18 protein-coding genes are annotated in these 14,811 nt (G+C 60.3%); 1 reads left to right on the top strand and 17 read right to left on the bottom strand.

Translation table 11 applies throughout. The features are described from left to right. Positions 1–3: 3 nt before the first annotated feature. The 16 genes from ACR3EN_RS10995 to ACR3EN_RS10920 all read right to left on the bottom strand — a co-directional run bounded on the left by ACR3EN_RS10995 (position 4) and on the right by ACR3EN_RS10920 (position 12,701). Positions 4–231, bottom strand: a complete 228-nt coding sequence (locus ACR3EN_RS10995) for a DUF5337 domain-containing protein (RefSeq protein WP_480822558.1) — start codon at positions 229–231, stop codon at positions 4–6. A gap of 30 nt (positions 232–261) precedes the next feature. Beyond that, positions 262–1,368 (bottom strand): NADH-quinone oxidoreductase subunit NuoE, encoded by a 1,107-nt coding sequence (gene nuoE, locus ACR3EN_RS10990; RefSeq protein ID WP_480822560.1) that lies wholly within the window; start codon positions 1,366–1,368, stop codon positions 262–264. Continuing rightward, the gene (locus ACR3EN_RS10985; RefSeq protein WP_480593116.1) at positions 1,368–2,591 is read right to left on the bottom strand and encodes an NADH-quinone oxidoreductase subunit D; all 1,224 of its coding nucleotides are present in this window, start codon (positions 2,589–2,591) and stop codon (positions 1,368–1,370) included. Before ACR3EN_RS10985 ends, nuoE begins: the two co-directional genes overlap by 1 nt. Further along, a complete protein-coding gene (locus tag ACR3EN_RS10980) occupies positions 2,591–2,716 on the bottom strand; it encodes a hypothetical protein (protein ID WP_480822562.1) in 126 nt (41 codons plus the stop codon). The genes ACR3EN_RS10985 and ACR3EN_RS10980 overlap by 1 nt, the downstream gene beginning before the upstream one ends. After that, the gene (locus ACR3EN_RS10975; RefSeq protein ID WP_170397057.1) at positions 2,716–2,889 is read right to left on the bottom strand and encodes a hypothetical protein; all 174 of its coding nucleotides are present in this window, start codon (positions 2,887–2,889) and stop codon (positions 2,716–2,718) included. The genes ACR3EN_RS10980 and ACR3EN_RS10975 overlap by 1 nt, the downstream gene beginning before the upstream one ends. 3 nt (positions 2,890–2,892) lie before the next feature. Next, complete coding sequence (locus tag ACR3EN_RS10970; protein WP_480822565.1) at positions 2,893–3,495, bottom strand: NADH-quinone oxidoreductase subunit C; 603 nt, start codon at positions 3,493–3,495, stop codon at positions 2,893–2,895. After that, positions 3,488–3,814: an antibiotic biosynthesis monooxygenase gene (locus ACR3EN_RS10965; RefSeq protein ID WP_480822567.1), complete on the bottom strand. Its 327-nt coding sequence runs from the start codon at positions 3,812–3,814 to the stop codon at positions 3,488–3,490. The genes ACR3EN_RS10970 and ACR3EN_RS10965 overlap by 8 nt, the downstream gene beginning before the upstream one ends. Next, positions 3,811–4,344: a NuoB/complex I 20 kDa subunit family protein gene (locus ACR3EN_RS10960; protein WP_037307875.1), complete on the bottom strand. Its 534-nt coding sequence runs from the start codon at positions 4,342–4,344 to the stop codon at positions 3,811–3,813. Before ACR3EN_RS10960 ends, ACR3EN_RS10965 begins: the two co-directional genes overlap by 4 nt. Then, positions 4,335–4,700, bottom strand: coding sequence for an NADH-quinone oxidoreductase subunit A (locus ACR3EN_RS10955; RefSeq protein WP_480822569.1), 366 nt, complete (start codon positions 4,698–4,700; stop codon positions 4,335–4,337). Before ACR3EN_RS10955 ends, ACR3EN_RS10960 begins: the two co-directional genes overlap by 10 nt. Positions 4,701–4,876: 176 nt before the next feature. Then, positions 4,877–5,665, bottom strand: a complete 789-nt coding sequence (locus ACR3EN_RS10950; protein WP_480822571.1) for a crotonase/enoyl-CoA hydratase family protein — start codon at positions 5,663–5,665, stop codon at positions 4,877–4,879. A 3-nt stretch (positions 5,666–5,668) separates the two neighbouring features. Continuing rightward, on the bottom strand, positions 5,669–6,523 hold the full coding sequence (locus tag ACR3EN_RS10945; protein ID WP_480822573.1) for a hydroxymethylglutaryl-CoA lyase: 855 nt from the start codon (positions 6,521–6,523) through the stop codon (positions 5,669–5,671). A 74-nt stretch (positions 6,524–6,597) separates the two neighbouring features. Then, positions 6,598–8,529: an acetyl/propionyl/methylcrotonyl-CoA carboxylase subunit alpha gene (locus ACR3EN_RS10940; protein ID WP_480822575.1), complete on the bottom strand. Its 1,932-nt coding sequence runs from the start codon at positions 8,527–8,529 to the stop codon at positions 6,598–6,600. A gap of 3 nt (positions 8,530–8,532) precedes the next feature. Then, a complete protein-coding gene (locus ACR3EN_RS10935; RefSeq protein WP_480822577.1) occupies positions 8,533–8,955 on the bottom strand; it encodes an ASCH domain-containing protein in 423 nt (140 codons plus the stop codon). Between the two features lies 1 nt (position 8,956). After that, positions 8,957–10,564 (bottom strand): carboxyl transferase domain-containing protein, encoded by a 1,608-nt coding sequence (locus ACR3EN_RS10930; protein ID WP_480822579.1) that lies wholly within the window; start codon positions 10,562–10,564, stop codon positions 8,957–8,959. Between the two features lie 5 nt (positions 10,565–10,569). Continuing rightward, positions 10,570–11,178 carry a hypothetical protein gene (locus ACR3EN_RS10925; protein ID WP_480822581.1) on the bottom strand — a complete coding sequence of 203 codons (609 nt, stop codon included), beginning with the start codon at positions 11,176–11,178 and terminating at the stop codon, positions 10,570–10,572. Further along, positions 11,175–12,701, bottom strand: coding sequence for an AMP-binding protein (locus tag ACR3EN_RS10920; RefSeq protein ID WP_480822583.1), 1,527 nt, complete (start codon positions 12,699–12,701; stop codon positions 11,175–11,177). The genes ACR3EN_RS10925 and ACR3EN_RS10920 overlap by 4 nt, the downstream gene beginning before the upstream one ends. A gap of 136 nt (positions 12,702–12,837) precedes the next feature. Between ACR3EN_RS10920 and ACR3EN_RS10915 the strand changes: the two genes are divergently transcribed. After that, a complete protein-coding gene (locus ACR3EN_RS10915; RefSeq protein ID WP_480823128.1) occupies positions 12,838–13,440 on the top strand; it encodes an OmpW/AlkL family protein in 603 nt (200 codons plus the stop codon). Between the two features lie 47 nt (positions 13,441–13,487). Here the strand turns inward: ACR3EN_RS10915 and ACR3EN_RS10910 are convergent, their stop codons facing one another. Then, on the bottom strand, positions 13,488–14,651 hold the full coding sequence (locus ACR3EN_RS10910; RefSeq protein WP_480870566.1) for an isovaleryl-CoA dehydrogenase: 1,164 nt from the start codon (positions 14,649–14,651) through the stop codon (positions 13,488–13,490). Between the last annotated feature and the right edge of the window lie 160 nt (positions 14,652–14,811).

Below are 14,811 nucleotides of genomic sequence, written 5' to 3'. Positions count from 1 at the left end.
CAGTTACCCTTGGCTATCCTGACGCATGCGCCAGAGTTGAAAAATGTTGACACCCGCATAGATGAACCCTGCCAGAGCGGCAAAATCAAATAGCAGCGCATAGCGCCCGGGCATCCCCAACGCGGGGCCGATGAACAGCGTCATGCCAAGCCAAACCACCATCGTCACAGCGATGACGATGCCGATATGTCGGCCCTTGCGGGCTATGGCCAGTTCCTTGTCCTTGTCCATCTCATCCCGATGCCCCTTATGGGCACCTGTTTAGTCCTCGTAAGTGCCGTCTTCCTTGGCACGTTTGGCGAATTCGGTCTCTTCCCCGGCGGCCAGCTTGGCCGCCTGTTCGATCCACCCGTCGCGTTCGATCCGGCCCTTGAACTTCAGCCGGGCATCGACCCACGCGACATGCGCCGCAGTCCATTTGGCGATCTGGTCATAGTGGTAAAAACCCAGCTCGTTCAGCGTCTGTTCCAGCTTCGGCCCCACGCCTTTCAGCATCTTGAGGTCATCCGGCTTGCCGCCTCGCGCTTCGGTCAGCGTGTCGGGCTGTTCTTCGGCCTCCTGTTTGGCCTTCGCTTCCTCAACCTGTTTCACCGCCGGTTTCGCAGGTTCAGGCGCTTTCGGAGGTTTCGCCGCAGCCGCAGCCCCAGCCTGTGCGCCATCCTTGCCCAGCCAAGGCGTCAGAATCGGAACCTCGGTTCCATCGATCCGCTTAACCGTATCACCCAGATCGCTCGCCAGTTGGACGCTGGCGTTATACTGCGTCCGGCCACTGTCATACTCGGTCAGACTGGTCAGCCCCTTCAAAGGCTCAGCCGCATAACGTCCATTCTGCGGACCCGGCGTAGGCACCTTGCCCGCGACAAGATCATCAAGGATGCGGCCAAAGCTCTCGGTTGTCAGGTCCTCGTAATAATCCTTGCCAATCTGCGCCATCGGAGCGTTTGTGCAGGACCCCAGGCATTCCACCTCTTCCCAGCTCAGCTTGCCGTCGGCGGACAGCTCATGCGGCTTGGCGGCGATCTTTTCTTTGCAAACCGCAATCAGATCCTCGGCCCCGCAGATCATGCAGGATGTCGTGCCACACACCTGAATATGCGCTACCGACCCAACCGGTTGCAGCTGGAACATGAAGTAGAACGAAGCCACCTCAAGCACGCGAATATAGGCCATGCCCAGCATTTCGGCGACAGATTCGATGGCCGGGCGGCTCAGCCACCCCTCCTGCTCTTGCGCGCGCCACAGCAGAGGGATCACCGCGCTGGCCTGACGGCCTTCTGGATATTTGGTAACCTGCGCTTCGGCCCATTGCTGGTTCGCTGCGGTGAAGGCAAAGCTCTCGGGTTGTTCGGGATGCAGACGGCGGAGCATTAGCGGTCAATCTCTCCAAATACGACGTCCATGGTGCCGATGATTGCGGCGACGTCGGCCAGTTGGTGGCCTCCGGCGACATGGTCCATGGCTTGCAGGTGCAGGAACCCGGGCGCGCGCAGTTTGGCACGGTAGGGTTTGTTGGTGCCGTCGGCGACCAGATAAACGCCGAACTCACCCTTGGGGGCCTCGACGGCGGCGTAAACTTCGCCCGCAGGGACATGGAAGCCTTCGGTATAAAGCTTGAAGTGATGGATCAGGCTTTCCATCGAGGTCTTCATGTCAGAGCGTTTCGGCGGAGTGATCTTGCCGCGCGCCAGCACATCGCCGGGGCAATCGCGGATTTTCGCGATGGCCTGACGGATGATCAGCAGCGACTGCCGCATCTCTTCCATGCGCACCAGATAGCGGTCATAGCAGTCGCCGTTCTTGCCGACCGGGATCTGGAACTCGAACTCGTCATAGCATTCATAGGGCTGCGCGCGACGCAGGTCCCAAGCCAGACCCGAGCCACGGACCATAACGCCCGAGAAGCCGTATTTCTGGATGTCATCTTCGGTCACAACACCGATGTCAGCGTTGCGCTGTTTGAAGATGCGGTTTTCGGTCAGCAGACCGTCGATATCGTCCAAAACGGTAGGGAACTCATGGCTCCAAGCCTCGATATCATCCAGCAGTTCGGGCGGCAGATCCTGATGCACACCACCCGGGCGGAAATAGGCGGCGTGCAGGCGAGCACCGCAGGCACGCTCATAGAACACCATCAGCTTTTCGCGTTCCTCAAAGCCCCAAAGAGGTGGGGTCAGCGCGCCCACGTCCATCGCCTGCGTCGTCACGTTCAGCAGGTGGTTCAGGATACGCCCAATCTCGGAATACAGAACCCGGATCAGCGAACCCCGGCGCGGCACTTCCACGCCGGTCAGTTTCTCGATGGCCAGACACCAGGCATGTTCCTGATTCATCGGCGCCACGTAATCCAGACGGTCGAAATACGGCAGGTTCTGCAGATACGTCCGGCTTTCCATCAGTTTTTCGGTGCCACGGTGCAGCAGGCCGATATGCGGGTCGCAGCGCTCGACAATCTCGCCGTCCAGCTCAAGCACAAGACGCAAAACCCCGTGCGCCGCAGGGTGCTGCGGGCCGAAGTTAATGTTGAAGTTGCGGATCTTCTGTTCTCCGCTCAGCGCGTCCGTGCTGCCGTCATCATATCTTGAGCCGTCCATCAACGCCCTCGTTTCTTCTTCGCTTCGACCCGAACCCGGACCTTTTCCGCCTCAGCCGCCTTGGCAGCGGCCCCGGCCAGCAGAACCCCAAGCGCACCCAACGCGATCAGTTCCCCCAACCCCATCAGCGGCGCTCCATCTCTTGCAGTTTCATGGCCATGATCCAGATCAGGATCAGCGTTCCAATCGGGATGACGCAGGCGACAACCCAGTATTTCTCGATCCCGAAATGCGGTAGCAGTTTCAGCATCGGGATGATCGTGGCGACCGTGACGGCAATCCAGATCAGGAACTCCATGACTTACGACTCCTGTTTTTCATCCCCTGGCAGAATGTAATTCGCACCTTCCCATGGGGACATGAAATCGAACTGGCGATATTCCTGCACCAGATTGACGGGTTCATAGACCACGCGCTTTTGCGCCTCGTCATAGCGGACCTCGGTATAGCCGGTGGTCGGGAAATCCTTGCGCAGCGGATAGCCCCGGAACCCATAGTCGGTCAGGATGCGCCGCAAGTCCGGATGGCCCGAGAACAGGATACCGAACATATCGAACACCTCACGCTCGAACCAATTGGCCGAGGGGTGCACGTCGACGATCGAAGGAACCATGTCATCCTCGCGGATTGAAACCCGCAGGCGGATGCGCTGGTTCTGATACATGGACAGGAAGTGATATACGACGTCGAACCGCTTGGCCCGCTCAGGATAATCGACGCCGGTGATGTCCACGAGGGTCGAGAACTGGCAGTTCCGGTCGGATTTCAGGAATTCAATGAACTCCACAAGGTTCGACAGGGCCACATCCACGTTCAACTCGCCATGGGTCACATCCCACGACAGAACACAATCTTGCCGTTTCAGCTCCAGCTGCGCGCCGAGTTCTTTGAGCGCTTCACTCATTGCCGCCCTCCTGCAGAACTTCGTCATAGAACGTCGCTTCTGCATCGTAAGACTTGAAAAATTTCGCCATAAAGTCGGGCATAACCGTCTTTGCGGCTTCCTTACCCGCAAACGCCGTTACAGCCGCCATGTCCCGCCACTTGCTGAGAACAACAACATGGCAAGGGTCTTGGTCGCGCCGGACCAGAAAAGACACGCTTTTGAACCCGTCAACGGCCTGCATTCCGGGCAACGCGCGTGCGCGAAAGGTATTCACCCACTCAGCAACATCGTTCCGAGCGACAACGGCCTCCCAGCGCCTGACAACCGCATCACTCATCGAACGATCGTCCCTGTGCGGCGGATTTTGCGTTGCAACTGCATCAAACCGTACAGCAACGCCTCAGCTGTCGGCGGACAACCGGGAACGTAGATGTCCACAGGTACAATCCGATCACAGCCGCGCACGACGGAATAAGAGTAGTGGTAATAGCCGCCGCCATTGGCGCAGGACCCCATCGAGATCACATAGCGCGGCTCGGGCATCTGGTCGTAAACCTTGCGCAGCGCCGGGGCCATCTTGTTGGTCAATGTGCCTGCGACGATCATCACGTCCGACTGACGCGGGGAGGCACGCGGTGCGATACCGAACCGTTCGGCATCATAGCGCGGCATCGAAGTATGCATCATCTCAACCGCGCAGCAGGCCAGACCAAAAGTCATCCAGTGCAAGCTGCCGGTCCGCGCCCAGTTGATGATGTCCTCGGTCGAGGTCAGCAGGAAACCTTTGTCCTGCAGCTCGGCGTTCAGGGCCTGAGTGGCGACTTCTTTGTCGACGCCTGCGGTGTTTGCACCCGTCATCACTCCCATTCCAGGGCCCCTTTCTTCCATTCATAGGCAAAGCCGATGGTCAGAACGCCCAGGAACACCATCATCGACCAAAAGCCGGCATCACTGATGTCCTTGAAGCCGACGGCCCAGGGGAACAAGAAGGCAATCTCGAGATCGAAGATGATGAAGAGAATCGCCACCAGATAGAATCGGACGTCGAATTTCATCCGCGCATCATCGAAGGCATTGAAACCACATTCATATGCGCTCACCTTCTCGGGGTCGGGATTACGAACGGCGAGGACCACAGCAGCCAGAATCAGTACGATTCCAAGGCCCACAGCAACGGCCAGAAACACCAGAATCGGGAGGTACTCCCGCAGCAGGTCTTCCACGTATAGCTCCTTTCCTGCGCAGGCCCGAAAAGGGCGCGCCGTCAATTGGCGTGTTGACTGGCCATTCTCTATCCGCGCAGGGTCAGAGGGTCAACCGAACACAAACGCGCAGGTCCGTATTGTTACAGTCGCCCCGACAGCGCTGCCGATGCCAGCGCAGCATGCGGGCTGATCGGCTAACCCGTCCTATTCCATTCAGGTTTTCGCTTGTCAAAGAAGGCAGCGATCCCCTCTTTGGCCTCGTCGGTTTCCCAACGCGCGACAAGCTGTTGAATGGTGTGGTCAATCACCGCATCGTCGATGCGCGGACCAAGCGACCGGATCATCTGTTTGGCAGACGAAACCGCACCTGGCGCGCAAGCGAGATAGGGCGCGACCTCGGCTTCGACGGCCTCGGCCAATGCCTCTGCAGGCACGGTTTTGGCCAACAGCCCGAGATCAACGGCTTCTGGCGCGTCAAACAGGCGGGCTGACATGAAAACGCGGCGCGCCCGCGCCTCGCCCATACGGGCAATAACATAAGGGCCGATCGTAGCTGGGATCAGGCCCAAACGGGTCTCGGTCAGGCCCATCTTCAGGCTGTCGGCGCCGATCGCAACATCACAGACCGAGGCCATCCCCACACCACCGCCAAACGCATTCCCCTGAACCGCCCCGATCAGCGGCTTGGGCAGCGTATTCAGCGCATTCAGCATCTCGGCCAGCTTACGCGCCTCGACAAAGCGCGTTTCAGGATCGGCGGCCATCTGCGCCTGCATCCAGCCCAGATCACCCCCGGCGCAGAAGCTTTTGCCGGACGCGGCCAGAACGACCACCCGCACCGCGTCATCGCTGGCCAATTGCCCTGCGGCTTGGGTGAGCTCGGCAATCATCTGCGCCGACAGAGCGTTGTGTTTTTCGGGGCGATCCAATGTCAAAGTGGTCACGCCACGCGCATCGGTGTTCAGTGTGATTGTGTCGAACATATCCTACTCCGCCCGCATGGCCCGCGCCATGTCCGCCGCCTGTTCCAGAACAGCCGCGTCCAGACCGGTTTCATAGCCCAGCCGCTCCAGATGTGCGGCTACAGCCTCGGTCGCGACATTGCCCGCCGCACCCGGAGCATAGGGGCAGCCGCCCAGCCCGCCCACGGCGGCATCAAACACCCGTACGCCCAGCGCCAGCGAGGCGTCGATATTGTCGATCGCCCGTCCGTTGGTGTCATGGAAATGTCCAGCTAGCCGGGTGACTGGTACACGTTCACGCACCGCCAGCAGCATATGGGCGATCTTGTCCGGGGTCGCCTGCCCGATCGTGTCGCCCAGTGAAATCTCATAGCAGCCATGGGCGAACAGCGCATCCGCCACCTCGGCCACTTTCTCGGGCTGGGTCGGGCCTTCATAGGGGCAATCGGTCACGCAAGAGACATAGCCCCGGACCGGCAAATCGATATGGCGCGCGGCCTCCAGGATCGGCACAAACCGCTCGATGGACTCGGCGATGGTTGCGTTGATGTTGGCTTTCGAAAACCCCTCGGATGCCGACGCAAACACCGCAATCTCATCCGCTTTGGCCGCCAGCGCATCCTCATATCCCCGCATGTTCGGTGTCAGCGCCGCATAGCGCACGCCGTCGGTCCGGGTGATTCCGGCCAGCACATCTGCGCTGCCCGCCATCTGCGGGACCCATTTCGGAGAGACAAAGCTCGCCACCTCGATCCGGTTGAACCCGGCACGGCTGAGGCAATCGACCAGAGCCACCTTGTCAGCCACCGGAATCTCGCGCTGTTCGTTCTGCAGACCATCGCGCGGCCCGACCTCGAATATCTCGACCCGTTCTTTCATCAGCGCATCCCTTCCCGGCTTCTTCTCATTTCAAATACGGATGACTGTGCCACGCAATGCAACGCCCGAACAGATCAATCCTCGGCCAGCCGGACCAGCGCCGCTCCGGCCTCGACCTGCGCACCTGCCTCGGCCAGCACCTCGGCCACCACGCCATCGCGGGCGGCCAGCAGCGCATGTTCCATCTTCATGGCTTCCAGAATGGCCAGACGGTCGCCCTCCTTCACCTCTTGCCCTGCCGAAGCAAAGACGGCCTTGACCAAACCCGGCATCGGCGCCTCGATGACATTAGTGTCACCCGCCGCGCTGGCGTCACGGTCCAGCGGGTCAACGACCTCAAACACCTGCCCGTAGTCGTCGAAAACCGTGACGACATCACCTGAAACCGCAACCTGCGGCATCGGCGCGCCGTCGATCAGCCAGCGATGGTCGACCCTGCGGGCCTCGACCGTGGTGCCATCCACCTGCCAGACCTGCAGGTCAGGACCATGAACTTGAACATCCAGATCAATACGCTCTCCGTCGCGCATAAGCGCAACGGCCCTGTGCAACGGGGCCCAGAGGGTAAAGCCGCTGTCCTCGACCACATCAACCAGACCGGCCGCAGCCATGGCAGCGGCCACCGCCAGCGCGGGGTTGGGCGCGGGTTCGCGCACCAGTTCTTCCAGATCACGCCCGATCAGGCCGGTATCGACATCGCCCGAGGCAAACCCCGCATGCCGCGTCAGCGCGCCCAGAAACGCAAGGTTGGTGACAGTGCCCGCGACCTGCGTTCCGCGCAGGGCGGTGTCGAGCTTGGCCAACGCAATCTCGCGCGTTGCGCCCCAGACCACCACCTTGGCGATCATCGGATCATACCAGGGGCTGATCGTGTCCCCGGCCCGCACGCCACTATCGGCGCGGCACTCTTGCGGAAAGTTCAGATGGGTCAGAGTACCCGTCGCGGGTAAAAAGCCCTTAGGCACATCCTCGGCGTAAAGCCGCGCCTCAAAGGCGTGCCCGCCGATTGACAGATCACTTTGCTGTTTCGGCAGGCTTTCCCCTGCCGACACGCGCAGCTGCCATTCAACCAGATCGACGCCCGTGATCGCCTCGGTTACCGGGTGTTCGACCTGCAGGCGCGTGTTCATCTCCATGAACCAGAACCGGTCCGGGCGCAGCCCGTCCGAGGCATCAACGATGAACTCAACCGTCCCCGCGCCCTTGTAGCCAATCGCCTCAGCCGCGCGCACGCCCGCCTGCCCCATCGCCGCGCGCATTTCAGCGGTCATGCCGGGGGCCGGAGCCTCTTCAATCACCTTCTGATGCCGCCGCTGCAACGAGCAGTCGCGTTCGAACAGATGCACTGCGTGGGTGCCATCGCCGAACACTTGCACCTCGATATGGCGGGGCTTGGCGACGAATTTCTCGACCAGCACGGCGTCATTTCCAAAGGCCGTCTTGGCCTCACCGCGCGCGCTGTCCAAGGCCGCTGAAAAATCCTCGGGCCGTTCGACCAACCGCATGCCCTTGCCACCGCCTCCGGCAACGGCCTTGATCAGGACCGGATAGCCAATAGTATCGGCAGCCCCCGCCAAATGTTCGGGATCCTGATTGTCACCATGATAGCCGGGCACGACGGGAACGCCCGCGTCCTCCATCAGCACTTTGGCCGCGTCTTTGAGGCCCATCTTTCGGATCGCCTCCGCAGAAGGCCCGATGAAGGTCAGACCCGCAGCTTCGACCGCATCCACAAAATCCGGGTTCTCGGACAGAAATCCGTAGCCGGGGTGGATCGCCTGCGCGCCCGTGTCGAGCGCCGCCCGTATGATCACGTCGCCCTTCAGATAACTCTCAGCCGGGGCCGCACCGCCAATATGCACGGCCTCATCCGCCATCTGCACATGCTTGGCCGAGGCATCCGCGTCAGAATAAATCGCCACGCAAGACACGCCCATCTTCTGCGCGGTTTCCATGACGCGACAGGCAATCTCTCCCCTGTTTGCAATCAGGATTTTGCTGAACATGGCTTACCCCTCAACCCCAAGATCTTCTACAAGTCGGAACCGTTCACAAAGCAATTCCATTTCGGGATCAAACCCGCCATTTCGCTCGAAATACCGGCGGTGATCTTCGCGCCAACCCTCAAGCGTCTCATTTTCGCCCTCGGCCAACGCAAAATCTTCGGTCACATCGCAATACCGGCAGATCGAAACCTCAACCGTTTCAATCACCAGCGCCGGACGGTCGTCCCACTCCAAAGCAATGTCCCGCCGCCCCACAACAGGCGTGTCGGCGCTGCCTTCGGGATAGTCTCGCAAAGCACCGCAGGTTGCCGTCTTCCGGCCTGATCGCACCAAAGCCAGAAGTTCGGCGCTGAGCGCTGCGTTATCGCCGAACTTGAAAGTCTGCGCACCGGGATAGCGGGTTTTCAGGTGTTCCAGATCGCTCATCTTACATCCTGAACACGCCGAAACGTGTCTCCTCAATCGGGGCATTCAGCGCGGCGCTCAGCGACAGGGCAAGCACATCGCGCGACTTGCGTGGGTCGATGATACCATCATCCCACAACCGCGCCGAGGCATAGAGCGGGTGCGATTGCTCCTCGAACATCTCCAGCGTCGGGCGTTTAAATTCGGCCTCTTCCTCGGCCGACCACGAGCCACCCTGCCGTTCGATCCCGTCGCGCTTGACGGTGGCCAGAACGCCGGCCGCCTGCTCGCCACCCATCACTGAAATCCGCGAATTGGGCCAGGTCCACAGGAACCGGGGCTGATAGGCGCGTCCCGCCATGCCGTAGTTCCCAGCCCCGAATGAGCCGCCAACCAGCATGGTGATCTTCGGCACAGATGTCGTCGCCACAGCGGTCACCATCTTGGCCCCGTGTCGCGCGATGCCTTCGTTCTCGTATTTGCGGCCCACCATGAAGCCGGTGATGTTCTGCAGGAACACAAGCGGCGTCTTGCGCTGAGAACACAGCTCGACAAAATGCGCACCCTTCTGCGCGGCCTCGGAAAACAGCACGCCATTGTTGGCGATGATCCCCACCGGGCAGCCTTTGATATGGGCAAAGCCGGTCACCAGTGTCTCGCCAAAGCGCGGTTTGAATTCATCGAACCGAGAGCCGTCGACCAGTCGCGCAATCACCTCGCGAATGTCATAGGGCGTCCGCAGGTCAGCCGGAACAACGCCCAGGATTTCCTCGGGGTCATAGGCCGGGTCCTCGGGCGTCTCGAACTGTAGGCCGGGCTTCAACCCGGCACCGCCCAAAGATCCAACGGCCCGACGCGCCAAAGCCAGCGCGTGGGTGTCATCCTCGGCAAGATAATCGGCCACACCTGACAGGCGCGTGTGCACATCGCCGCCGCCCAGATCTTCGGCGCTGACCACCTCTCCGGTCGCGGCCTTGACCAGAGGGGGGCCGGCCAGAAAGATCGTGCCCTGTTCCTTCACAATGATCGTCACGTCCGACATCGCAGGCACATAGGCCCCACCCGCCGTGCACGAGCCCATCACGACAGCAATCTGAGCAATACCCTTCGCGCTCATCCGTGCCTGATTGAAGAAGATGCGGCCGAAATGGTCGCGGTCGGGGAAGACCTCATCCTGATTGGGCAGGTTCGCCCCGCCGCTATCGACCAGATAGATGCAGGGCAGATGGTTTTCCTCGGCAATCTCCTGCGCGCGGAGGTGTTTCTTTACGGTCATCGGATAATAGGTGCCGCCCTTCACGGTGGCGTCGTTGCACACCACCATGACCTCACGACCCTGCACCCGGCCAATCCCCGCGATCACCCCGGCGCAAGGCGCGGCGTCGCCATACATCCCATGCGCCGCCGTCGCGCCGATTTCCAGAAACGGAGACCCCGCGTCCAGCAGGTTCGCAACCCTGCGCCGAGGCAGCATCTTACCCCGAGAGACGTGCCGTGCGCGAGATTTCTCGCCCCCGCCGATGCGGGCCGCTCCGGCGGCGGCGGAGATTTGAGCCAGCGCGTCGAGATGGGCCGCGCGGTTTGTTTTGAAACCCTCGGAGGTGGGCATAAGTTTGGATGTGAGTTTCATAAAGTTTACCACTCAGGATAGGTTCGAAGCTTTGGGTGCTCTTCCGCAGGAATATCCCCATACTTATTTCGATAGGTTTCAGAGAGGTCACGGTAATAGGCGAGATGCGTCAGAGGCTCATCAATGACCCTCTCGAACAGTTTTACGAAAACCTGATCAATTGCCCAAACATCGAAATACATCTGTGAAAGGCAATCAGTGTCAAAGAACGGATTGCGGCCCTTATACTTGATTTCTCCCTTGTTTTGAGTGTGGGCCATTCGGTTGCGCGTCCTATTCAGTTCCCAAATGTCCGATAGCTCCGGCCACGGCGACATCTTCACTGATGCTTCCAACAAACTCATCGCTGTACCCATCGGCAGCTTGCCAACCGCAGAATTGAGGACCTTGGCTTTTTGATCCCTTGTCTGTTCGTCAGAATATAAAATTGTTCCCCGCAGACCGTGGTATAGGAATCTCTTCAACTGAAATTCTACCGAGAAATGAAGGTCCAATATCGCGGACCTGATGCGATGTTCATCCTCTGAAAGCTCTGAAACCCATGAGGAAATCGTGGAAACAACCTCATCTTCTTGAAGGCCTAGCATTTTTGAGTAGCTAGAGTTTTCGGTCATTTACTGGCCTCCCCCGCTGCACGCGCCTTCAATTCCTTCCGGATCACCTTCCCCGTCACCGTCATCGGCAACTCCTCCAGAAACGCCACCTCACGCGGATAGGAATACTGCGCCAGCCGGTCCTTGACCCACTCCTGCAACTCCGCGCCAGTAGCCTCTGTCCCCGGCTTCAACACCACATAGGCCTTCACGATCTCGGTCCGCAGCAAGTCCGGCTTACCGACCACACCCACCGTCGCCACCGCCGGGTGGGTCAGTAGACAATCTTCGATCTCAGCCGGGCCGATGCGGTATCCGGCAGACGTAATCACATCGTCGTCGCGGCCCACGAAGCGCAGGTAATCACCCTCCCAAACACCACGGTCTCCGGTGATCAGCCAGTCGCCTCGGAACTTCTCAGCTGTCGCCTCAGACCGGTTCCAGTATTCCAACAGCATCGAGGCCGAACCGCGCCGGATGGCCACGTCGCCCTCATCATCGGTCGGATAGCCATCCTCATCGATCACCGCCACATCATGCCCCGGCACCGGTTTGCCAATGCAGCCGGGGCGCACGGGGAAATCCTCGGCACAGGAGGACACAACCATATTGCATTCAGTCTGACCGTAGAACTCGTTGATCGTCAGGCCGAACGCCTGCTGCCCCCAGGCCAGCATCTCGGCCCCCAGCGGCTCACCCCCCGATGCCACCGAACGCAGGCCCGGGATTGATTGATCCGCCGCCTTCAGCATCCGCAGCGCGGTTGGTGGGAAAAACACATTCCGCACCCCACCGCGCGCCACCACGTCGGCGCAAGCCTCGGGCGAGAACTTCTCAAGCCGCGCGGCCACGACGGGGATGCCCAGCGCCAGACCGGGCATCAACACGTCAAACAGACCGCCGATCCAGGCCCAGTCGGCGGGGGTCCAGAGGCAATCGCCCGGGCGCAGATGATTGTGGCTGATCGAAACACCCGGCAGGTGCCCGGTCAGAACCCGATGCCCATGAAGCGCCCCTTTGGGGCTGCCGGTGGTGCCCGAGGTATAGATCAGCACGGCAGGATCCTCGGGCCCGGCATCAACGAAGGGCACCCGATCGCCGTCCCGCCCAGTCTCGTCCACACTCAGCGACCGCGCCAGATCACCGACCAGCGCTACACCCTCATCATCGGTCAGAACAATGCGCGCGCCCGAATCTCCGATACGCGAGGCAAGTGCATCCCGCTTGAACAGCTTGAACAAGGGCACCGAAATCGCGCCGATCTTCCAGATGGCAAGGTGCGCCGCCGCACACCAGGGTGATTGGCTCAACAACACCCCCACCCGGTCGCCAGGCTGAACATGGTCCAGCAGACCCCGTGCGATGCCGTCGGTCATCTCGTGCAACGCGCCAAAACTGATGGCGTTGGCGCCGCCATCTGACAGGTCCAGAATCGCGGTCTGATCCGAAGGGTGTGACAGGCATTGGCGCGCCATATTCAGCCGGTTCGGAAGCGCCCAGCTTTGATCAGGATGCAAACCCGGTATGACGTCAGCGGGACGCATCTGTATTCTCCCTTGTTTTGCAAAGATTTAGGTGTCCAAGGCCCGCTGCACTCATCGCGAAAACTTGATGCAGATCAGGGTCCTGCACCCGCGATGCCCTCACAAAGCGGGTATCAACAAAACCATAGGCATGAAAATGATCAAAACACTCGCCGCTTTGACCCTTTCGACCGCGCTTGTCGCGCTGGCTGCCCCGGCCTTCGCCCAATCTCAGGGTGACTGGACCGTCGGTGTCGGTGTTGGCTATCTGGACCCCAAGTCCGATAACGGCACGCTGGCCGGACTTGACGCTGACGTTGACTCGGACACTCGTCCGATCTTCACCGTCGAATACTTCATTCAGGACAACCTCGGCATCGAATTGCTGGCCTCGACCCCCTTTAGCCACGATGTCTCGCTTGGAGGCACCGAGATCGGCAGCGTCGATCACCTGCCGCCCACCCTGTCGTTGAACTATCACTTCCCGACTGGCAGCGCCTGGACGCCTTATGTCGGTGCGGGCGTGAACTACACTATCTTCTTCGATGAACAATCGTCTCTGGGCGACCTCGAGCTTGATAACTCGGTCGGTATCGCGCTGCAGGCCGGTGTGGACTATGCCGTTTCGGATGCGGGTGCGGTCCGTCTGAACGTGCGCTGGTTCGACATCGACTCGGACGCCACCCTGGACGGTGCCGATATCGGAACCGTCGAGATTGACCCATGGCTGGTGGGCGTGTCCTACGTTCATCGCTTCTGATCCAATCGCCAAAAGGCCCCGTGGTTCGCTGAACCGCGGGGCTTTTTTCACAGCATTTCGTTCATCATCTCGCGGCCAATCAGCATCCGGCGAATCTCGCTGGTGCCTGCGCCGATTTCCATCAGTTTGGCATCGCGGAAAATCCGGCTGACCGGCGCATCCGACAGGAACCCGGCACCGCCCAGCGCCTGAACGGCCTGATGCGCCTGAACCATCGCCTGCTCGGACGCATAAAGACAACACGCCGCCGCATCCTGACGGGTCACATCCCCCCGGTCACAGGCTTTGGCAACCTCATAGACATAAGCCCGCGCCGAGTTCATCGCGGTATACATATCCGCAATCTTGCCCTGCATCAGCTGGAACGACCCGATCGGTTTGCCGAACTGCTTACGCTCGGCCAGATAAGGCATGACCTCATCCAGACAGGCCGCCATGATGCCGGTGCCGATCCCGGCCAGCACAACGCGTTCATAATCAAGACCGGACATCAGAACGGCAACGCCCCGGCCTTCTTCGCCCAGAACATTCTCGAACGGCACTTCGACGTCTTCAAAGATCAACTCGGCCGTGTTCGACCCGCGCATCCCAAGCTTGTCGAAATGGGGCGAGGTCGAAAATCCCTTCATCTCTTTCTCGATCAGAAAGGCGGTGATCCCCTTCGATCCCGCCTCAGGGTCGGTCTTGGCATAAACCACAAGGGTATCCGCGTCCGGCCCGTTGGTGATCCAGTATTTGTTGCCGTTCAGCCGGTAATGATCGTTGCGCTTTTCGGCGCGCAGCTTCATCGACACCACATCCGACCCCGCCGAGGGTTCCGACATCGCCAGAGCACCCACATGATCGCCCGAAATCAGCCGCGGCAGATATTTCTGCTTCTGCTCCTCAGAACCATTCAACTTGATCTGGTTCACGCACAGGTTCGAATGCGCCCCGTAGGACAGCGAAACCGAGGCCGAAGCCCGCGCCACCTCTTCCACCGCGATGGTATGGGCCAGATAAGACATTCCCGCCCCGCCATATTCCTCGGGCACCGTGACGCCCAGCAGGCCGAGGTCTCCCATCTCTTTCCACAGCTCATTCGGGAACGCGTTGGATTTGTCGACCTCTGCCGCCATCGGCTTGACCCGTTCCTGCGCCCAGCGGTGGACCATCTCGCGCAGGGCGTTCACGTCCTCGCCCAGATCGAATTGCATTGTGGCGGTAAACATGCGGGCCTCCTCCGACCGAGTTAATGAACAAGTGTTCAATAACCAGATACCAGCGATTCCACCTCTGGTCAACGACGTCGCGCCGACCAACGCAAAACGCCGCCCGGCAAGGGGCGGCGTTTACCAAAGGATCGAGCGTGCGCTGAAAGCGCACTCCGCC

This window comes from Ruegeria sp. G7 (genome assembly GCF_056535465.1).
This window is presented reverse-complemented; position numbering and strand designations above follow the sequence as displayed.